The following is an 18,667-nucleotide window of genomic DNA, read 5'->3' as shown; positions in this document are numbered from 1 at the left end:
GTTCCTGAATCTAGGGGTGAGATCCCAAATCCGCAGCTTTTTGGACACACGGATCAGATCAGGTCAGGCTCAGACGAGGATCAGGCGGAAAGAAGCAGTGTTGCCAAAAGCAATCTCAAGGTCCCCAGGGGTGATGAGTTCGATGGCGCCGCAGAGCGTGCCTGTCGTGATGAGGGCGCCGGCCTTGAGCGATGTGTTCGGCCGCAAACCATCATTGGCGTAGTCCAGAAGCCACGTCAGCACATCGCCCTTCGGGTGTTGAGCTGGCGCGTCAAAGATCGGCTGGCCGTTAAACGTCACCTTGAGCGGCGTGCCGCCTGCGCTATCCATGAGCGGCTTTTCCACCCGAGGACCGAGCACATATCCGCTGTTTCCAAGTCGATCGGCCAAAAACAGTAGGAACGAGATCCTGCCGCTCTCCTCGACCGCGCTCGCAAGAAGCTCGGCACCCAGATAAACGGCGTCGATCGCATCAACAATGTCTGCGCGGCTGTAGGCGCCGTCGCGGCGGATCGGCAGGTCGCGACCGAGGCGCACGGCAATTTCTGCCTCGAACCTGGTGCCCCGCTGCCAGGGAATCCGTGCCCCAGAGTCGGCCTCCACATAGGGATGAAGTGGTGCCGTGACAGCCTGCCCGTCGGGCGAGACGGTCACTTTCCAGGCGTTGCTTGCGATCGCCTCGTCGGCGACGAGAAAATTCTGTGCGTCCATTGCGTGCCTAAGATCGGCAGGCAGCGCAAATTCCGCCGTCGGCGCCTGGCTTCGTGAACGGCGAAGGCCGTGCAGCTTTGCTGCGAGCGCTCGCGGATCAAAGGGGGCGGCGGAAGCTGCCATGAGGTCTTCTCCATTTTGCTTTGAGTGGCGAGCCTATAGCTAACGCTAAGATTGGGCGAGGGGTCCCGATGGAAAGACTGTTATGCCACCGCTGCATGCCAGGCCTGGCGGTAGGTCTCGAGCCCGGGTATGGCGCTCGGGGGCACCCGACGCTCGGCGCTGGCAGGTGGCTTGATCCCGGTCAAAAGCGCAGCGCCCTGGCTCGTGCCGGTCGATCCGGGCATGGCGATGACATCGCGGCCGGTTAGCGCGGCCAGCAACATCAGGTAGGTATCATTGAGTGCAAATGGTCCTTCGACAATGATCGGGCCTTGTGCGCCGATCAGATCGAGGCAGGCCTGGTTCATCAATGCGAGATAGAGGCACAGTGCCGCATACCGCTCGGACCCAGTCGCGTCCTGTGCGTTGATCCAGCGCGCCCCTTGGCCCGGGAACGGTCCGGAGCCGGAGACAACATTTGGAAGCAGCATCATGCCTTTTTCGACGACTTGCTCGATTGCTGAGACAACCTCTTGCGTGTCAACGTCTCCGATCTCGCCCGCGATCGTTTCAAATTCGCGTCCACCCATGAAACGGGAAGAGGGAACAGCACGGCCATAGGCATCCACATTGGCAAGTGCGTCGCGCTTGGGATCAAGATGAGCGAGATCTCCGCCGACCCCGAAATTGACCACCCATGTGCCTGTCGAGACCACCGCGAACGGTGCTGCGCGATCGATCAGATGCGGCAGAAGTGATGCGTTGGAATCGTGAATCCCACAATAGACAGGGATCTCGTCGGTAAGGCCGAGCGCTTCGCCAATATGCGGCAGAACCGGCCCGAGCGGATCGAAGGCTGAGCGGATCGGCGCCATCAGTTCGCGAATGTCAAGCGTGTCGACAAGCGAGGAATAGCGGTTCTCACGCGGGTTCCAGAGGTCGGTGTGGCAGCCGAGAGAGGTGACTTCATTCGACGCGACACCGGTCAGCCGTGCCGTCCAGTATTGCGGATAGGTGACGATCGTTGCCACTTTGGCAAAGTCTTCGGGGAAGGCAGTCTTCTGATAGTGCAGCTGCGCCCCGATGTTCAGACCCATCATCTGATGCGGCGAAAAGGTTTCCTCGAAGGCAGGGCGCAGCCGCGCATAGGCCTCGCAAATATCGGCGGGATATTCGTGCTCGTAGTCGAGCACCGGCATGGCCAAACTGCCAGCCTTGTCGAGAAGTGCTGCCGAGGCTCCATGCGTTGTGATCGAGATGGCGTCAAAGCCCGGCTTCTTGGCGAAGGAGCGAAGGGCATCCAGCATGAAGGACCAGAGCCGGTCAATATCGTAGTGCGGATAGGGGCCGTCCTTGAGAACCGCATTCGGCGTTTTTGCCACAGCGATCTCCGTGCCGGTCGCGCCGTCCAGGACCACCACTTTGGCATTGGTCTTGCCGATATCGAGAACGGCGATGCGGCGCATGTTCGGCATCATGGCATATGGAAGACAGTGACGAGGTCGCTCTGGACGGGGGAATTGTCCGGGTTGGTCGCCATGATGTCGGCCATGTGCGCCCACCACTTCTTCATGACGGGATGATCGGGCAGGCTCGCCATCGTATGATCGCCGCGACGTGTCAGAACGCCAAACAGCGTGTTCGTATCGCGGTCGAGATGGATCGAGTAATCGCTGGCGCCGGACTGGTGCAGCAGTTCGACCAGTTCCGGCCAGATTTCGTCGTGCCGCTGTCTGTACTCGGCTTCCATGCCCGGATTGAGCGTCATCTTGAAGGCGTGTTTTTCCAGTGTCATTTGGAGCTCATGGCTTTGATGCGACGGGCGACGATCGGGATCGCGATGGTGATGATCAAGAGCAGGCCGATGAAGATCGACATGACGATGCCGGGCACATTCAACAGCCCGAGGCCAAAGGTGACAAGGCCCATGACGAAGGCGGCAATGACGACGCCACCGATCTTGCCCGAGCCGCCGAGGATCGAAACGCCCCCGAGCACGACCATGGTAACGACTTCAAGTTCCCAGCCCTGGGCAATCGAGGGACGGGTAGAGCCGAGCCGCGAGGTCAGGCAGACGGCGGCAACGCCGCTCATGACGCCGGTCAGTATGAAAAGAATGAATTTCACGCGCTCGACGGGGATGCCGGAGAAGCGGGCTGCGAAGTCGTTATTGCCGATCGTGTAGACCTGACGGCCAAAATTCGTGGCATGCAGCAGGATCGCAAAGGCGATCGCCAGCACGATGAAGAGCACGAATTCGAACGAGAAGACCCAGAAGACATAGCCCTGGCCGAAGAAGGCGAAATCCTCCGGATAGCCACCATAGGCCTGATCGCCGAGGACGATGTAGGAAATACCGCGGAACAGGCTCATCGTGCCAATCGTGACCACGATCGACGGCAGCTTCATGACGGAGACGAGGAAACCGTTGAACATGCCGCATACGAGCCCGACGCCGATGCCGATGCCGACGAGGCCGGGCGCCCCGACACCGACCTGCACGGCCGCCCCCATGGCCGTAGAGGCCAGCGCAATAATGGCGGCAACCGAAAGGTCGATTTCGCCGGCAATGACGAGCAGCGCCATGGCAAAGGCGATCATCGCCTTTTCCGTGAAGTTGAAGGTTGCGTCCGACAGGTTCCAGGCATCCAGAAAATAGGGAGAGGCCAGCGAATTGAAAATGAAGATCAGGACGGCGACACCGAAGAGCAGAACTTCCCAGCTCGACATGATGCGCTTGAACGGTGTGCCGAGGCGATCGGGGATGACGCGCTTTTCGCTCGGGGTGGAAACGACGGTGCTCATGCTGCCACCTCTGCTGGGATTTCTGCTGCGGCCTTGTCGCGCAGAATGATGCGGCCGCGATTGCGCTCGCGTCTTGCGTTGAAGACGACGGCAAGGATGATGACGGTGCCCGAAATCGCCATTTGCGTGAACGGCGAGATGCCGATGACGGGGAGTGCATTCTTGATGACGCCGAGGAACAGGGCACCAAGGACCGTGCCGACGACCGATCCGACACCACCGGCAATCGAGATGCCGCCGATGACGCAGGCCGCAACGCTGTCGAGTTCGAAGCCATTGGCGATATCGACATAGGCGACCGCATAGCGCGATACCCAGAGATAGCTAGCAAGGCCGGCGAGCGCACCCGACAGAACGAAGGCGAGGAACTTCGTCCAGCCGACATCGACGCCGGCATAGACGGCGGCTGTCGGGTTGCCGCCTGCCGCATAGGTCGAGCGGCCAAACTGGGTGTACTTCAATAGCATATAGATCAAGGCGACGATGATGATCGCAGCCCAGCTGAGAACCGGCATGCCAAGGATCACGGTACGCGGAACATTGAGGAAGGTCGGCGTCATCTGATGCGCGTTGACCCATTCGCCACCCGACAGCACAAAGGCCATGCCACGATAAATGGTGAGCGTACCGAGCGTGACGACGATCGGCGGAATCTCAAGCGCCCAGACGAGGAAGCCATTGATCGCACCGAGAAAGGCGCCGATCAGGATCGCCGCAAGGATGAGCACGATCAGTGGCAGGTCGGGATAGGCGGCATTCATCATCGCAATGGCCATGCCCGTAAAGGCAAGGTTTGCGGCAACCGACAGGTCGATCGACTTGGTGAGAATGACCGTCATCTGCGCCAGCGCAAGGATGATGAGGATCGACGTGTCGTTGAAGATCGCAGCGAGGTTGCCGGGCGTTGCGAAATCCTGGGCTCTTGTCGAGAAGATCGCGACCATGACCGCGATAATGACGAAGAGCAGCGTTTCGCGTTTTTTCACAAGTCTGGACATTCCGATTACCTCAAGCATTGCCGGTCGCAGCGCGAACCAGCGTTTCCGGCGTCAGATCCTTGCGTTCGAAGAGACCGGCCATCAGCCCCTCCTTCATCACCAGGACGCGATCGGACATTCCGATGATCTCCGGCAGTTCCGACGAGATCATGATGATCGACAGGCCCTCGGCGGCAAGCTCGCTGATAAAGCCGTGAACGGCAGCCTTCGAGCCGATGTCGATGCCCTTGGTCGGTTCATCGAGGATGATCACTTTGGGCAATGTTGCCAGCCATTTGCCGATCACGACCTTCTGCTGATTGCCGCCTGACAGCGTTCCGACGGGAACAGACAGTGCTGCGGCGCGAAGATCCAGGCGCTCGGCATATTTACGGGCGAGCGCAAATTCATTGGCCGCCTTCAAGAACCCCTTGCGCGAGGTGCGGGCGAGCGACGGCAGCGTCATGTTCTGGTAGATCGGCATGGGCAGCGCCAGGCCGTGGCGGCCGCGCTCTTCCGGCACATAGACGATGCCGGCGCGGATAGCGTCAAACGGCGAGTGGATGGCAAGCGACCGGCCCTCGAGCTTCAGCGTGCCGGAGGCAGGCCTGGTGATGCCGAACAGGGACTGGCAGAGTTCGGAGCGACCGGCGCCGATCAGCCCGTAGACACCAAGTATCTCGCCCTTGCGAAGCGTAAACGAGATGTCGCGAAACTCTGTCTGGTGACAGTATTTGTCGACTTCGAGCACCGGGCCGCCGATTGCCACGTCGATTTTCGGAAACGCATTCTCGACATCGCGGCCGACCATGAGGCGAACGATATCGTCTTGCGGCGTCTGCTTGAGTTGGCCGTGGCCAACAGCACGACCGTCGCGGAAAACCACGAAGTTATCGGCAATCTCATAGAGCTCGTCGAATTTGTGGCTGATGAAGAGGATCGCTTTGCCCTGTGCCTTCAGGCCCTCGACGATCCGGAAAAGGTCATCGATTTCCTTGCGTGAAAGCGCAGCTGTCGGTTCGTCCATGATGACGATGCGCGCTTCGATCGAGAGCGCTCGGGCAATGGCGACGAGATGGCGCTGAGCAATCGAGAGATCCTTCAGGCGGATCGTCGGATCGATGTTGCTTTCAAGCGAATGCAGCAATTCCTTCGAGCGACTGTTCATCAATTTCCAGTCGATCGTACGCAACGTCGTGCGCGGGGCGTGGCCGAGGAAAATGTTTTCTGCAACCGTCAGTTCGTCGAAGAGAACGGTTTCCTGATGGATGGCGGTAACGCCGACATCGATGGCGGCCTGCGCATTGGAAAAGGTCGTTGGTTTGCCGTCGACGATGATCTCGCCTTCGTTCGGCCGGTAGATTCCGGTCAGGATCTTGACGAGCGTCGATTTGCCGGCGCCGTTTTCACCGATAAGCGCGGTGACCTTGCCGGGATAGAGCGCAATGCTGACGTTATCGAGCGCCTTCACGCCGGGGAAAATCTGCGAAATGCCACGCATCTCGAGAATTGCAGGTGCGTCATCCGCCTTGGCGCCCGCCACGGGTTGTTGAAGGGCAGTGTTCATCAGCATCTACCAGTGTTCAATGGAAAGGTCCCGGCGGCATGAACCGCCGGGTTTTGCTTGCGTCAGCGAGGTCTTAGAAGACCTTCGAGAACTGGTCGATGTTCGACGCATTGTAGACGAAGGGATCGGCCATCGCAGCTTCGCCGTTTTCGCCAATCTTGATCTTGCCCATGCGCCCGGCTTCGATCTCGGTGCCCGGCTTGCCAGTCGCGTCACCCTTGACGAGGTGATAGGCGATCTGCGTTGCGGAGTAGCCAAGGTCGATCGGGTTCCAGATGGCGAATTCCTTCGTCGCACCCGACTTGATCGCACCAGCCATTTCCGACGGCAGCCCAAGGCCGGTCACATAGACCTTGCCGACGAGGCCCTTGTCCTCGACGACCTTGGAAGCGGCCAGAACGCCGACCGTCGTTGGAGCGACGATGACCTTGACGTTCGGGTTCGACTTCAAAAGGCCTTCGGCTTCACGGTAGGACTTGTCCGACAGATCGTCGCCGTAAACCGTGGTGACGAGTTTGAGGCCCGGGAAGTCCTTGAGTTGCTTCTTCATCTGGTCGATCCAGATATTCTGGTTCGTGGAGGTGGTCGTTGCCGACAGGATTGCGAAGTCGCCCTTGCCACCTTCGAGGTGGTCCTTGGCAAGCGTCAGGCACATCTTGCCGATCAGTTCGTTGGACGAGGGGTTAAGCTGCAGGATGCGGCCGTCCTTGTTGACGCCGGAATCCCAGGAGATGACCTTGATACCGCGCTGCTTGGCCTTCTTCAGGGCCGGCACAACTGCATCCGGATCGTTGGCGGAAATGGCGATTGCATCAACGCCCTGAGCGATCAGCGAGTTGATGACTTCGATCTGGCCTTCTGCCGTCGTCGACGTCGGACCGGTGTAGATGACTTCTACGCCGCCAAGCTCCTTTGCCGCTTCCTGCGCGCCCTTGTTGGCAGCTTCGAAGAAACCATTGCCGAGAGACTTCACGACCAGGCCAATCTTGACGTCCTTGGCGCTTGCGGCGCCTGCCATCAAGGCGACGGCAAAGGCGACGCCCACTGCCAGTGTCTTTACGAGTTTCATGCTTTCATCCTCCCACGTTGATTAGACTTGACTACATCCTGCCGGCGCCACTCAAGCGACCGACGAGGAATCCTCCTTCGCTTGCGAGACCGTGCTCGCAATAACGAGCTTGATGCCCGCATCTTCGATCATTCGCACCGAGTCCTCGGGAATACCGTCGTCCGTGATGATCGTCGAAACGCGGTCGAGCGGGCACAGAATGAGGCTCGACCGGCGGTGAAACTTGCTGGAATCGGCCATGACGACGAGTTCATCGGCCTGGTGCATCAGCTTCTGCTCGCTCTGAATGATCTGCGCATCGGCTTCCATGACGCCGAGCGGTGCAATGCCCTGTGCGCCGATAAAGAAGCGGCGTGCGTAAAAATTGCGGATCGCATCATTGTCGAATGGCGACAGGATGAGGCTCTGCTCACGATAAATGACGCCGCCAGGGACCGTCACCGTATTCTTGGAGTGCTTGACCAGGTGCTCGGCAATCGCAAACGAGTTGGTCATCACCTGCATGCGATGGGCGGCCATATAGTGCACCATCTGGAACGTCGTCGTCCCGCCATTGATGATGATGGCATCGCCAGGATCGCATAGATCAACGGCTGCTCGCGCAATTGAGCGCTTTTTATCGATATTGACAGATTCCGAAACCCGGAAGGGACGCCCGGCGAGATTTCCGAGTTGCGGCGGGTGCACGGCTTCGGCGCCACCGCGCACACGCCGGATCTTTCCCTGCACGTGAAGGGCCGCGATGTCGCGCCGGATCGTCGCCTCGGAAGCCTCGGTCAATTCGGAAATATCCTGAATCGTAACGACCGACTTTTCCTGAACGGCGCTCAGGATGATGCGATGGCGTTCGCGTTCGTGCATGGGGTTCCTCCTAGCTTGCTTATTTCGCAGTTATGAGAATGTGTCAATCAAAAACGATCATAAAATTTCATATTGCGCTGCAGCACAATCGAATTTGATCGTTTTCGATTGACAATGTCTATTTTGATGAGCGATACCGTCACCGCAAAGGGGCGCTGAGTTCGTTCGCGCTTCCAAGAAATTTTACATGGGAGGATGACATGGCGGCAACCGTCCGGCTTCTTGATAACCGTTGGGACGACGCATATGCGGCAGGCCTCGATGAGCCTGGCAAGCTTTTGTATCGCTCGAATCTGCTTGGAGCCGACAAGCGCATCACCAACTATGGCGGCGGCAATACCTCTGCCAAGGTGATGGAGACCGATCCGCTGACCGGCGAGAAGGTCGAGGTTCTTTGGGTCAAGGGTTCGGGTGGCGACGTCGGCACCATCAAGCTCGACGGGTTTGCGACCCTCTACCAGCACAAGCTGGTTTCGCTGAAAGGGATCTACAAGGGCGTCGAAGACGAGGACCGCATGGTCGGCTTCCTGCCGCACTGCACCTACAACCTTAACAGCCGTGCCGCTTCGATCGACACGCCGCTGCATGGTTTCGTTCCCTTCACCCATGTCGACCACATGCATCCGGACGCGATCATCGCAATTGCTGCCTCCAGGAACTCCAGGGAATTGACGAAGCAGATCTTTGGCGACGAGATCGGCTGGCTGCCGTGGCGTCGTCCTGGCTTCCAGCTCGGCCTCGACCTCGAAGCCTTCGTCAAGGCGAACCCGAATTCGAAGGGCGTTGTCCTCGAAAGCCACGGTCTCTTTACCTGGGCAAACGACGCCAAGGCCTGCTACGAGCTGACGCTTGCGATCATCAACAAGGCGATCGTCTGGTTTGCGCAAAACACCGAAGGCAAGACGATCTTCGGTGGCGCCGCTACCGACAGCCTGCCGGTTGAACAGCGCCGCGCCATTGCAGCCCGCCTGATGCCTGAAATTCGCGGCCGCATTGGCAAGGCGGAACGCAAGCTCGGTCACTTCGATGATCAGGACGCCGTGCTGGAGTTCGTCAATTCGAAGAACGTGCAGCCGCTTGGTGCGCTCGGCACCAGCTGCCCCGATCATTTCCTGCGCACCAAGATCCGCCCGCTGATCGTCGATTTCGATCCGGCAAAGCCTGACGTCGACGCAACCATCGCCGGTCTCGACAAGGCACTGGAAGACTATCGCGCCGACTACGCCCGCTACTACAACGACTGCAAGCACGACAATTCGCCCGCCATGCGTGACGCGAACCCGGTCATCTTCCTCGTTCCCGGCGTCGGCATGCTGTCGTTTGCCCGTGACAAGGCGACTGCCCGCATTGCCAGCGAGTTCTATGTCAACGCCATCAATGTCATGCGCGGTGCTTCGACCGTTTCCGAATATCAGGGCCTGCCCGAGCAGGAAGCCTTCGACATCGAATACTGGCTGCTTGAGGAAGCCAAGCTCCAGCGTATGCCGAAGCCGAAGAGCCTTGCCGGCAAAGTTGCCTTTGTCACCGGCGGTGCCGGCGGCATCGGCCGGGCAACGGCTGCCCGTCTGATCGGCGAGGGGGCCTGCGTGGTTTTAGCCGACATCGACCAGGACGCGCTTGATAGCACGAAGGCCGACTTTACCAAGCAGTTCGGCGCGGATGCGGTTTTCGCCGTGAAGCTCGACGTGACCAGGGAAGACGCGGTGATTTCGTCCTTCGCTGAGGCCTGCGTCGAATTCGGTGGTGTGGATATTCTCGTGTCGAACGCTGGTATCGCGTCGTCTGCTCCGATCGAAAGCACTGAGCTTTCTATGTGGAACAAGAACATCGACATCCTGGCGACCGGCTACTTCCTGGTATCGCGGGAGGCCTTCCGCCTGTTCCGCAAGCAGAATCTGGGTGGCAACGTCGTATTCGTTGCGTCCAAGAACGGTCTTGCCTCGTCGCCGAACGCCGCCGCCTATTGCACGGCCAAGGCCGCGGAAATCCATCTTGCCCGTTGCCTGGCGCTCGAAGGCGCAGAAGCTGGCATCCGCGTCAACACCGTCAATCCGGATGCCGTCCTTCGCGGTTCGAAGATCTGGAGCGGCGAGTGGCGCGAACAGCGCGCGGCATCGTCGAAGATCGAGATCAACGAACTGGAGGAGCACTACCGCAAGCGCTCCATGCTGAAGCTGAATGTCTTCCCGGAAGATATTGCCGAAGCAATCTACTTCCTGGCATCCGATCGTTCTGCCAAGTCCACCGGCAACATCATCAACGTCGATGCCGGCAACGCGCAGAGCTTCCCGCGCTAAATTGAGCTTGGCGGCGGGCGTGATGTCCGCCGCCACCCATTCCACTTTCTCGGGAGGAATTCATGGCCGAGTCCAGAATAGCGCAGGATGTCATTGCGCAGGAAAACGACAAGCGTGAAGGTGCGCTGAAGTTCGACTACGAAGCGCTTGGCGAAAATCTTGCTCGCCGCGGCATCGACATTGAAAACATCACGCGCCGGGTATCCGAGTTCTTCGTCGCCGTCCCCTCATGGGGCGTCGGTACGGGCGGTACCCGCTTTGCCCGCTTCCCCGGTGTCGGCGAACCACGCGGCATCTTCGACAAGCTGGACGACTGCTCCGTCATCAATGAACTGACGCGGGCAACGCCGACCGTTTCGCTGCACATTCCCTGGGACAAGGCCGATGCCAAGGAACTCAAGGGAAAGGGCGACGCGCTCGGCCTCGGCTTCGACGCCATGAACTCGAATACCTTCTCCGATGCGCCCGATCAGAAGTATTCCTACAAGTATGGTTCGCTCAGCCATACCGACGCTGCAACGCGTGCACAGGCGGTCGATCATAACATCGAATGTATCGAGATCGGCAAGGCGATCGGCTCCAAGGCGCTGACTGTCTGGGTTGGTGACGGCTCGAACTTCCCCGGCCAGAGCAACTTTACCAAGGCTTTCGAGCGCTATCTCGCCTCGATGGCCGACATTTACAAAGCGCTGCCGGATGACTGGAAGCTCTTTTCCGAGCATAAAATGTATGAACCGGCCTTCTATTCGACGGTCGTGCAGGACTGGGGTACCAACTTTCTGATCGCCCAGACGCTTGGTCCGAAGGCGCAGTGCCTGGTAGACCTCGGTCACCATGCGCCGAACACCAACATCGAAATGATCGTTGCCCGCCTGGTTCAGTTCGGCAAGCTCGGCGGCTTCCATTTCAACGACTCCAAGTACGGCGACGACGACCTCGATGCCGGTGCGATCGAGCCCTACCGCCTGTTTCTCGTCTTCAACGAGCTCGTCGATGCCGATGATCGCGGCGTCAACGACTTCAACCCGGCCCACATGATCGACCAGTCGCACAATGTGACCGATCCGATCGAAAGCCTGATCAACAGCGCCAACGAAATCCGCCGCGCCTATGCGCAGGCGCTGCTCATCGACCGCAAGGCGTTGGCCGGCTACCAGGATGACAACGACGCGCTGATGGCGAGCGAAACCCTGAAGCGCGCTTACCGCTCTGACGTCGAGCCGATTCTCGCGGAAGCGCGCCGCCGTGCTGGTGGCGCGATTGATCCGGTCGCGACCTACCGCGCCAGCGGCTACCGCAGGAAAGTTGCGGCCGAGCGGCCGGCTTCGGTTGCCGGTGGCGGCGGCATCATCTGACCCTCAAGCCTCCCACGGCCTTTCTGTCGGGCCGCCATCGATAAGATGGCGGCCCGATGCCGTCTTACGGCTTCCATTCGCCGGCGATCTGCCGGGTGGCGATATTCAGCCGGTTCCAGACATTGATGTTGGCGATGGCGATAACGAGGGCTGCCAGGCTCTTACCGTCGAAATGCCGCGTGGCTTCGTCCCAGATGTCGTCGGGCACGGGGTCGGCACGATCACTGATGCGGGTCACCGCCTCCGTCAGCGCAAGGGCTGCCCGTTCGGCCGGGGTGAAATAGGGAGTGTCGCGCCAGGCGCTGACTGCGAAGAGCCGCTCGTCGGTTTCACCAGCCCTCTTGGCGATGCGTGGATGCCCGTCGATGCAGACGCTGCAGCCATTAATCTGGCTGGCGCGCAGATTGACGAGTTCCAAAAGGATTGGTGACAGGCCAGATTTGGCCGGTATCGTCCCCAGGGCGTGGAGCGCCTGCATCGCTTCAGGAACGACGAGGGCTGGATTTCCCATTCTTGCTTGCATCACATGTCTCCTTGAGGTTCTTTCCAAAGTGACGCCGCCGGCCCTGCTTTGTCACATCGGCCGGGTTTCGTTCGTCATGAAGTTGACGCAACAGGCTGGAGGAATGTGACAATGGATGAGAAAAATTGGCTGGCGGGAGAATTCGAGGCGAACCGGGCGCATCTCGGCGCCGTCGCCTACCGCATGCTCGGCTCCCGCGCCGAGGCCGACGACGCGGTTCAGGAAGCCTGGCTGCGGCTCGGTCGCTCCGATGCCGACGCGATCGGCAATGTCGGCGGCTGGCTCACGACAGTCGTCGCCCGCATCTGCCTGGACATGCTGCGGCAGAGGAAGACGCGGCGGGAAGAGCCCCTTGATCTACCCGTTCATCAGCGCGTCGCCGACACGTCCAAGTTGGCCGATCCGGAGCGGGAAGTGGCCTTTGCCGACTCGGTCGGCATGGCGCTGCTGGTTATCCTGGAGACATTGGCGCCGGCTGAGCGCGTCGCCTTCGTGCTGCACGATATGTTCGATCTGCCCTTCGACGACATTGCGCCGATCATTAACCGCTCATCGGCGGCAACGCGCCAGCTCGCGAGTCGCGCCCGCCGTCGGGTCCAGGGAAAGACCGATGTGCCTGAGGCGGACGCCGTGCGCAAGAAGCAGATCGTCCTTGCGTTCCTTGCGGCTTCGCGCCTCGGCGACATCAAGGCGCTGCTCTCGGTCCTTGATCCGCAGGTCGTCTTCAGCCCTGATGCTACGGCGATGCAGTATAACCCTTCCGTTCGCGAGCTTTTCGGCGCAGATGCCGTCGCCGAGACCTTCAAGGGGCGCGCCCAGGCCGCCCAGCCCGCACTGGTCGATGGAGAGTTCGGCCTCGTGGTTGTCGTCGGGGGGCACTTGCGCGTTGTCCTGCTTCTGACTTTCGACGGGGAGAAGATCGCCGCGATCGATGCCGTCGCCGACCCCGACCATCTCGGCAACCTGAAATACGAGTTGCTCTGAGAATAGTGGCTCAAACAGAAAGAGCCGTCGCTTGGTCAGCGACGACTCTCACAGGGGGCAGGGAAGTGCCCGAAACGTCAGCAGTAGCTGCACATCGCAGCCGGATTGTTAGGGATCACGTTCAGAAATTTGCCCACTGGAGAGGCCCGCTGTTCGCGCTTCTTGGCGGCCGTCTCGAGGAGACGCTTGAAATCGTCAAGTTTCACACCGTCGGCGCGCAGCACCATGGCGATCAGGGGATCACGAAGGGCTTCGGTAATCGTCAGGTCTTCTCTGGTCTTGCTCATGGTTTGCCTCCTTTCGTGGGCAGCTGCCCGTGTTCCACTCAGGCCGCATCATTCAACCACGTTGACTTCCGCGACGAGTGGTGTTACCGGTAAGTAACAGTGCATTTGTTACCGATCGGTCACATGGATGTCAAGGACCTTGTCCGCAAAAAGATCAGAATCATTGAGCCTGCTGTCTCCCGCAAATACTGATGAGAAAGTCCCGCCACGGGAGCGCATCGTCTCGACCGCGGCGGAGCTCTTTCGTGAGCACGGTATCCGCGGTATCGGCGTGGATGCGATTGCAGATGCCGCGCTGACCAACAAGATGACGCTCTACCGCCATTTCGGCTCCAAGGACGAGCTGGTCTGCGAGACGTTGCGGCGTGCTTCGGAAAAGGCCGAGGCGATCTGGCGTGACCTCGAGACGGCCCATCCAGGCGACGCCAAGGGGCAGCTCAGAGCGTGGGTCGAAGCGCGAACGCAAAGCCTTTGTGGCGAACACGTTGGCTGTGATCTCGCCAACGCAGCCATCGAGCTGAAGGGTGAAGGGCATCCGGCCTATGGCGTGATCGAACGCCACAAGGCAGAGCAGCGCGACAGGCTAGAAGCGCTCTGTCTTGCGGCCGGTGCACGCGAACCGAAACTATTGGCCGACACGCTGACACTTCTTCTGGAAGGCGCTCGCGTCACGCGCCAAGCCATGGGCAACGACACATGTTGCAATCATTTCTCCAAGGCCTGCAACGCTGCCATCACAGCTTTTGCGTGATGGCAACCGCCGATTGGCGGGAATAATATGCCTTTGCACTCGTTTCAAAAGATCTTTGAAACAACGGCAAGGACTACGCCTACCTTCATCGTCTTTATGCAATGCGCGCCGAAATCGAGGCCAAGCTTGAGCTCTATGACGCGCGCAGTTGCTTCGGTGACGAAGACCGACGACGGCACATATCAGGAGTTGCAAGAGCGGGGCAATGAGATCTCAACCGAGATCGAAGCGCTGGAGCTCTCGAGCGCCGGCTAGTTGCTGGCATTGAGGAGCTGGATGGTACGGTCGTCGAACTCTCCCCGATAGAGCCGATCAATCACCTTGTGAAACGGCGATCCGTGTTCGCTGATCGCCGCAAAGAGCGTCATGGAAGAGCGCAGCTTGACATCATCAGGAGAGCCAAAGACCTCGTGCGCGGATCTGCCTTCGATAGCAAGGACGGCATCGACACAGCGCAACAGCCTGCTACCTAAAACGGGGTCTGCGAGATAGGCAGCCGCCTCTTGCGCAGAGCGGATGGCGTATTTCTCGGCCATCAACGATGAGCCGAGGCCGGCGATCTGAGGAAAAATGAACCACATCCAGTGGGAACGCTTGTGTCCCGCTCTCAACTCTGAGAGCGCCTGCTCATAGGCGCCATTCTGAGCATCTACGAAACGCTCCAGATTGTAGTTGATCTTATCGGGCATCGACGATCCTCCCCTTGCCCATAAACTATATCGCAGGGGAGGGTTGTCCATGCCCGGTGCGTGGCAGATCGTCAGCAGGATCTGTCAGGGTACGGGCTGTGCTCACGGCAATAGTCGACCGCGGGCAGCGATTCTGAGATCGAACCAACCATTGCCGTGTCGAGGCCCGATACCATCGGTGCTGTAAAATGGACCGTCAGCCCGGCAACGCCCAAAAGCGCAAAGGCTGCAAGAACGATGAAGCGCTCTGATATGGAAGGTTTGTGCGCATTCACATGCTCGGCGTATTCGCGTTCACCCATGCCGTTCAACTCGTTATCCGTTGCGTGGTGGTGCACCACGTCGCCGCGCGCCGTGTTCCAACTCTCGCCGTTTGTCATTTTGTTAACTCCTACACTGATGCGTGCACCGGCCCGTATCGTCCTCAAGCCGGCAAAAGGCACGCAAAGGCCATGTGTGTTTTCTCAGGCTCCGTTAGAAGACCGGATACACAAACGCAGTGTTCATAAAATCGAACCAATCGGTTTGATTTGACTTTAAGGGCTTGGCTCGCCGAGGAAATTCGGCTTAGTTCGGCGGGTCAGCCAGATTGTGGATACCCCAATGACGAAAACATTTGGCGCGATGTCGGTCGCGCAGCTTTCCGGTCTCATTCAAACGGCAGCTGTCGATCCCATCGAGGTCACGGAAGCGGTGATCGACGGCATCGAAGCATATGCCGATCGGGCGGTTTTCACGGGCATCCTCAAAGATCGCGCCAGAATAGAGGCGAAAGCCTCGTCGAAGCGACTGAAAGAGGGCCGCTCGCGTGGCATGCTGGATGGCGTGCCAATCGCCTGGAAGGACCTTTTCGATATCAAAGATCGAATTACGACGGCAGGCTCGACCGTTCTGGCAAAGGGTCCGGCAGCGCAGGCAGACGCGCCGGTCGTGGCAAGGCTGAAGCAGGCGGGTATGGTCTCGATCGGCTGTACCAATATGAGCGAGTTTGCCTTCTCCGGGCTCGGCATCAATCCGCACTATGCAACGCCACACAATCCGCTGAGCAGCGATGTTCCGCGAATACCCGGCGGCTCGTCTTCCGGCGCCGGCGTTGCGGTGGCAGCTGGCCTCGTACCGGTTGCAATGGGGACGGACACGGGAGGCTCGGTGCGCATCCCTGCCGCCTTCAATGGTATTGTCGGATACAAGGCAACCCGCGGCCGCTACCCGATGGCGGGCGTCTATCCACTGGCGAAAAGTCTGGATTCGCTCGGTCCGCTCTCAAGGACGGTTCAGGATGCGGTTTGGATCGACGCTGGAATGCGCGGCGCAGCCGTTGCCTCAATTGTCGCCTGCCCGCTCAAGGGGCTCGATATCGTAGTCCCTCAAAACGTCGTGTTTGATGGGGCAGAAGCCGGCGTTCTCGCAGCGTTCGAGACGGCGGTCGATTGGCTCGCAGCCGAGGGCGCATCGATCAGCCGGATCAAGATCCCGGCTTTCGATGACATCCTCGCGCTGATGGCGAAACATGGTGCCATGGTGACCGCAGAAGCATTCGCGCTTCACCGCGAACGGTTAGCCGGGCCGCAGGCCGCCGACATGGATCATCGCGTCGTGATGCGCATGAAGCTTGGCGAAAAGACAACGCTTTCAAATTATCTGGCGATCCTCGAGGCGCGTGAAGCCTTGATAGGTGACGTCGAGCGCCTTGTCGGCGAAAGCTTTGTTGCCTTTCCGACCGTTGTTCATGTGGCGCCGCCAATCGCGCCGCTTGAAGCCGACGACGACTTGTTTTTCGCAACCAACGGCAAGACGCTGCGCAATACGATGCTGGGCAATTTTCTCGATTGGTGCGGCGTATCGATCCCCTGTGGAACGGGAGATGCCAACATGCCGGCAGGCTTCCTGCTTTCGGCTGTGGGCAAGCGGGACGAGGCGCTCCTCAGTGCGGCGCTTTCGATCGAGGAGGTTCTCCGCGGAGAGTTCATTTGAGACGCTAGGTATTGCTCCTGGGAGGAAACATGACGGAAGGCAATATGGAGAATGGACGTTTTGCGGTCTCGACATGGTCGCTGCATCGGCTGCTAGGGGCCGTCTATCCCTACAGCCCGGATCCGGACAAGAGTGCAGCGCGCAAGGAACCATACGGGCCGGGGCGCTCCTCGCTGACCGAGATCCCCGCGCAACTTGCCAACCGGGGCATTGGGCGGCTGGAGATATGCTCGTTCCATCTGCCAAGCCTTGATCGCGCCTATCTCGCGGAGATGCGTGCCGCGCTCCAGGATGCTGATATTCTGGCGCAGACACTGCTCGTCGAAGATGGGGATCCAAGCCATCCAGATACCGGCCAGCGTGATATTCGGTGGATTGCCGGCTGGATTGAGATCGCGCAAGCGCTTGGCGCCAAGAACATGCGAGTGATTGCCGGCAAACAGGCACCGACGGCAGGCAACCTTGAGCGCGCAGCCGACCATCTTGGCTGGCTTGCGAAGCAGGCTGACAACAGCGGCGTTCGTGTCGTCACCGAAAACTGGTTCGAGCTTCTCGCCTCTCCAAAGCAGACGAACTGGCTGCTTGATGCTTTGCAAGACAAGGTCGGTCTGAATGGCGATCTCGGCAATTGGCCTGCTCCGGAAAAATATGCAGGGCTTTGCGACATCATGCGTCGCGCGGAGCTCTGCCACGCCAAGGCCGATTTCAATGGATCGGGGCTCAACAGCGTGGACTATCGCAAATGCCTCGAAGCGTGCCGGTCGGCAGGCTACAGCGGACCATACACCCTGATTTACGATTCGCCGTTTTTTGCCGACGAGTGGGATGGCATCTTGCTTGAAAAGGCATTCATCGAGGACTTTCATCAGGAAAAGCAGCGCGCGGCTGGCTGAACTGCAAAAGGAGATCCCATGGGTGACATGAGTGGCGCAACGACGATCGACGGCTTCTCAACGCGGATCCGAAGCGGAAAGGGTGGATTGATATCCGCATGGATCGGTATTCCCGATCCGCTTTTCGTCAATCATCTGGCGCAAGAGGCTTTTGATGCCATCGTGCTGGATATGCAGCACGGTGTCTGGGATATCGGATCAGCCACCATTGGCATCGGCCAGGGCAGGCTTGCCGGCAAGCCCGTGCTCGCCAGAATTCCGGTCGGCGATTTCGCATCCGCCTCGCGGCTTCTCGATGCAGGAGCGTCGGGCATCATTGCGCCGATGATCAACTCGGCGGCGGACGCCGCAGCCTTGGCGAAAGCCACCAAGTACCCGCCGGTCGGCGAGCGCAGCTGGGGGCCGACATTGGCGATGAATCACACTGGGCTTTGCGCGGCAGAATATCTCGCGAAAGCCAACGAGCAGACTGTGGCGATTGCCATGATCGAGACACGCGCCGCCCTTGACGCCGCGGATGAAATCATGCGGGTCGATGGCATCGACGGCATCTTTGTCGGGCCGTCCGATCTGTCCATTGCATTGTCGGATGGAGCGAAAGTGGCGCCTGACACGGCCGAGGTCGACGGTGTTCTCAAGCATCTGATCGCGCGTTGCCGGGCGCACAGCAAATTCGCCTGCGTTTTCGGCAGCAATGGCGAGCGGGCCGGTGAACTGTTGAGAATGGGTTTTGATTTCGTCATAGCCGGGGCCGACACGCAGCAGCTGCGGGCTGGTGCTGCCAGTGCGATTGCAGCTGCACGGCGGGTTCAGGCAGGCTGA

Annotated in this window: 20 protein-coding genes; 8 read left to right on the top strand and 12 right to left on the bottom strand. The window is 59.6% G+C overall.

Features of this window, described 5'->3' with window-relative positions; translation table 11 throughout:
- Positions 1–69: 69 nt before the first annotated feature.
- The 8 genes from ATY79_RS01620 to ATY79_RS01585 form a co-directional block, all read right to left on the bottom strand.
- Entirely contained in the window at positions 70–834 is a 765-nt protein-coding gene (locus ATY79_RS01620) for a fumarylacetoacetate hydrolase family protein (protein ID WP_088702785.1), read from the bottom strand.
- A gap of 80 nt (positions 835–914) precedes the next feature.
- Complete coding sequence (locus tag ATY79_RS01615) at positions 915–2,291, bottom strand: FGGY-family carbohydrate kinase (protein WP_088702784.1); 1,377 nt, start codon at positions 2,289–2,291, stop codon at positions 915–917.
- The gene (rhaM, locus tag ATY79_RS01610; RefSeq protein WP_088702783.1) at positions 2,288–2,608 is read right to left on the bottom strand and encodes an L-rhamnose mutarotase; all 321 of its coding nucleotides are present in this window, start codon (positions 2,606–2,608) and stop codon (positions 2,288–2,290) included. The genes ATY79_RS01615 and rhaM overlap by 4 nt, the downstream gene beginning before the upstream one ends.
- Complete coding sequence (locus ATY79_RS01605; protein ID WP_088702782.1) at positions 2,605–3,618, bottom strand: ABC transporter permease; 1,014 nt, start codon at positions 3,616–3,618, stop codon at positions 2,605–2,607. Before ATY79_RS01605 ends, rhaM begins: the two co-directional genes overlap by 4 nt.
- Positions 3,615–4,616 (bottom strand): ABC transporter permease, encoded by a 1,002-nt coding sequence (locus ATY79_RS01600; protein WP_088703009.1) that lies wholly within the window; start codon positions 4,614–4,616, stop codon positions 3,615–3,617. Before ATY79_RS01600 ends, ATY79_RS01605 begins: the two co-directional genes overlap by 4 nt.
- A gap of 10 nt (positions 4,617–4,626) precedes the next feature.
- On the bottom strand, positions 4,627–6,162 hold the full coding sequence (locus tag ATY79_RS01595) for a sugar ABC transporter ATP-binding protein (protein WP_088703010.1): 1,536 nt from the start codon (positions 6,160–6,162) through the stop codon (positions 4,627–4,629).
- Between the two features lie 73 nt (positions 6,163–6,235).
- Positions 6,236–7,231: a rhamnose ABC transporter substrate-binding protein gene (rhaS, locus tag ATY79_RS01590; protein WP_088702781.1), complete on the bottom strand. Its 996-nt coding sequence runs from the start codon at positions 7,229–7,231 to the stop codon at positions 6,236–6,238.
- Between the two features lie 51 nt (positions 7,232–7,282).
- Positions 7,283–8,092, bottom strand: a complete 810-nt coding sequence (locus ATY79_RS01585) for a DeoR/GlpR family DNA-binding transcription regulator (protein ID WP_088702780.1) — start codon at positions 8,090–8,092, stop codon at positions 7,283–7,285.
- A gap of 200 nt (positions 8,093–8,292) precedes the next feature.
- Between ATY79_RS01585 and ATY79_RS01580 the strand changes: the two genes are divergently transcribed.
- Together ATY79_RS01580 and rhaI are read left to right on the top strand one after the other, a co-directional pair.
- Complete coding sequence (locus tag ATY79_RS01580; RefSeq protein WP_088702779.1) at positions 8,293–10,389, top strand: bifunctional rhamnulose-1-phosphate aldolase/short-chain dehydrogenase; 2,097 nt, start codon at positions 8,293–8,295, stop codon at positions 10,387–10,389.
- Positions 10,390–10,451: 62 nt separating this feature from the next.
- On the top strand, positions 10,452–11,744 hold the full coding sequence (rhaI, locus tag ATY79_RS01575; RefSeq protein ID WP_088702778.1) for an L-rhamnose catabolism isomerase: 1,293 nt from the start codon (positions 10,452–10,454) through the stop codon (positions 11,742–11,744).
- Positions 11,745–11,808: 64 nt separating this feature from the next.
- Here the strand turns inward: rhaI and ATY79_RS01570 are convergent, their stop codons facing one another.
- Positions 11,809–12,267 carry a carboxymuconolactone decarboxylase family protein gene (locus ATY79_RS01570; RefSeq protein ID WP_088702777.1) on the bottom strand — a complete coding sequence of 153 codons (459 nt, stop codon included), beginning with the start codon at positions 12,265–12,267 and terminating at the stop codon, positions 11,809–11,811.
- Positions 12,268–12,378: 111 nt separating this feature from the next.
- Here ATY79_RS01570 and ATY79_RS01565 point away from each other — a divergent pair, with 111 nt between their 5' ends.
- On the top strand, positions 12,379–13,251 hold the full coding sequence (locus ATY79_RS01565) for a sigma-70 family RNA polymerase sigma factor (RefSeq protein WP_088702776.1): 873 nt from the start codon (positions 12,379–12,381) through the stop codon (positions 13,249–13,251).
- A 77-nt stretch (positions 13,252–13,328) separates the two neighbouring features.
- Here ATY79_RS01565 and ATY79_RS01560 read toward each other — a convergent pair whose 3' ends face one another.
- Positions 13,329–13,538, bottom strand: a complete 210-nt coding sequence (locus ATY79_RS01560; protein ID WP_088702775.1) for a hypothetical protein — start codon at positions 13,536–13,538, stop codon at positions 13,329–13,331.
- 127 nt (positions 13,539–13,665) lie between these two features.
- On the opposite strand from ATY79_RS01560, the gene ATY79_RS01555 reads away from it, so the two are divergent.
- On the top strand, positions 13,666–14,289 hold the full coding sequence (locus ATY79_RS01555) for a TetR/AcrR family transcriptional regulator (protein WP_088702774.1): 624 nt from the start codon (positions 13,666–13,668) through the stop codon (positions 14,287–14,289).
- 126 nt (positions 14,290–14,415) lie between these two features.
- Positions 14,416–14,544, top strand: coding sequence for a hypothetical protein (locus ATY79_RS31835; RefSeq protein ID WP_280950861.1), 129 nt, complete (start codon positions 14,416–14,418; stop codon positions 14,542–14,544).
- On the opposite strand, the gene ATY79_RS01550 is transcribed toward ATY79_RS31835, so the two are convergent.
- Together ATY79_RS01550 and ATY79_RS01545 are read right to left on the bottom strand one after the other, a co-directional pair.
- Complete coding sequence (locus tag ATY79_RS01550; RefSeq protein ID WP_088702773.1) at positions 14,541–14,978, bottom strand: DUF1810 domain-containing protein; 438 nt, start codon at positions 14,976–14,978, stop codon at positions 14,541–14,543. The two genes, ATY79_RS31835 and ATY79_RS01550, sit on opposite strands and share 4 nt — an antisense overlap.
- Positions 14,979–15,049: 71 nt before the next feature.
- Positions 15,050–15,358 (bottom strand): hypothetical protein, encoded by a 309-nt coding sequence (locus ATY79_RS01545; RefSeq protein ID WP_088702772.1) that lies wholly within the window; start codon positions 15,356–15,358, stop codon positions 15,050–15,052.
- A gap of 223 nt (positions 15,359–15,581) precedes the next feature.
- Here ATY79_RS01545 and ATY79_RS01540 point away from each other — a divergent pair, with 223 nt between their 5' ends.
- From ATY79_RS01540 to ATY79_RS01530, 3 genes are read left to right on the top strand one after another with little or no spacing between them, the layout of a single operon-like run.
- Positions 15,582–16,952, top strand: a complete 1,371-nt coding sequence (locus ATY79_RS01540) for an amidase (RefSeq protein ID WP_088702771.1) — start codon at positions 15,582–15,584, stop codon at positions 16,950–16,952.
- Positions 16,953–16,981: 29 nt separating this feature from the next.
- Positions 16,982–17,845 carry a TIM barrel protein gene (locus ATY79_RS01535; RefSeq protein WP_088702770.1) on the top strand — a complete coding sequence of 288 codons (864 nt, stop codon included), beginning with the start codon at positions 16,982–16,984 and terminating at the stop codon, positions 17,843–17,845.
- Positions 17,846–17,872: 27 nt separating this feature from the next.
- Positions 17,873–18,667: an aldolase/citrate lyase family protein gene (locus tag ATY79_RS01530; protein WP_088703008.1), complete on the top strand. Its 795-nt coding sequence runs from the start codon at positions 17,873–17,875 to the stop codon at positions 18,665–18,667.

The organism is Rhizobium sp. R693 (genome assembly GCF_002211315.1).
Taxonomy (GTDB): domain Bacteria; phylum Pseudomonadota; class Alphaproteobacteria; order Rhizobiales; family Rhizobiaceae; genus Rhizobium.
The sequence above is the reverse complement of the archived record's forward strand: the minus strand, read 5'-3'. Positions and strand labels throughout refer to the sequence as shown.

Excerpts from the sequence above, each read along its gene's own strand:
- ATY79_RS01620 (WP_088702785.1), bottom strand. The coding sequence starts at position 834 with ATGGCAGCTTCCGCCGCCCCCTTTGATCCGCGAGCGCTCGCAGCAAAG.
- ATY79_RS01615 (WP_088702784.1), bottom strand. The coding sequence starts at position 2,291 with ATGATGCCGAACATGCGCCGCATCGCCGTTCTCGATATCGGCAAGACC.
- rhaM (WP_088702783.1), bottom strand. The coding sequence starts at position 2,608 with ATGACACTGGAAAAACACGCCTTCAAGATGACGCTCAATCCGGGCATG.
- ATY79_RS01605 (WP_088702782.1), bottom strand. The coding sequence starts at position 3,618 with ATGAGCACCGTCGTTTCCACCCCGAGCGAAAAGCGCGTCATCCCCGAT.
- ATY79_RS01600 (WP_088703009.1), bottom strand. The coding sequence starts at position 4,616 with ATGTCCAGACTTGTGAAAAAACGCGAAACGCTGCTCTTCGTCATTATC.
- ATY79_RS01595 (WP_088703010.1), bottom strand. The coding sequence starts at position 6,162 with ATGAACACTGCCCTTCAACAACCCGTGGCGGGCGCCAAGGCGGATGAC.
- rhaS (WP_088702781.1), bottom strand. The coding sequence starts at position 7,231 with ATGAAACTCGTAAAGACACTGGCAGTGGGCGTCGCCTTTGCCGTCGCC.
- ATY79_RS01585 (WP_088702780.1), bottom strand. The coding sequence starts at position 8,092 with ATGCACGAACGCGAACGCCATCGCATCATCCTGAGCGCCGTTCAGGAA.
- ATY79_RS01580 (WP_088702779.1), top strand. The coding sequence starts at position 8,293 with ATGGCGGCAACCGTCCGGCTTCTTGATAACCGTTGGGACGACGCATAT.
- rhaI (WP_088702778.1), top strand. The coding sequence starts at position 10,452 with ATGGCCGAGTCCAGAATAGCGCAGGATGTCATTGCGCAGGAAAACGAC.
- ATY79_RS01570 (WP_088702777.1), bottom strand. The coding sequence starts at position 12,267 with ATGCAAGCAAGAATGGGAAATCCAGCCCTCGTCGTTCCTGAAGCGATG.
- ATY79_RS01565 (WP_088702776.1), top strand. The coding sequence starts at position 12,379 with ATGGATGAGAAAAATTGGCTGGCGGGAGAATTCGAGGCGAACCGGGCG.
- ATY79_RS01560 (WP_088702775.1), bottom strand. The coding sequence starts at position 13,538 with ATGAGCAAGACCAGAGAAGACCTGACGATTACCGAAGCCCTTCGTGAT.
- ATY79_RS01555 (WP_088702774.1), top strand. The coding sequence starts at position 13,666 with ATGTCAAGGACCTTGTCCGCAAAAAGATCAGAATCATTGAGCCTGCTG.
- ATY79_RS01550 (WP_088702773.1), bottom strand. The coding sequence starts at position 14,978 with ATGCCCGATAAGATCAACTACAATCTGGAGCGTTTCGTAGATGCTCAG.
- ATY79_RS01545 (WP_088702772.1), bottom strand. The coding sequence starts at position 15,358 with ATGACAAACGGCGAGAGTTGGAACACGGCGCGCGGCGACGTGGTGCAC.
- ATY79_RS01540 (WP_088702771.1), top strand. The coding sequence starts at position 15,582 with ATGACGAAAACATTTGGCGCGATGTCGGTCGCGCAGCTTTCCGGTCTC.
- ATY79_RS01535 (WP_088702770.1), top strand. The coding sequence starts at position 16,982 with ATGACGGAAGGCAATATGGAGAATGGACGTTTTGCGGTCTCGACATGG.
- ATY79_RS01530 (WP_088703008.1), top strand. The coding sequence starts at position 17,873 with ATGAGTGGCGCAACGACGATCGACGGCTTCTCAACGCGGATCCGAAGC.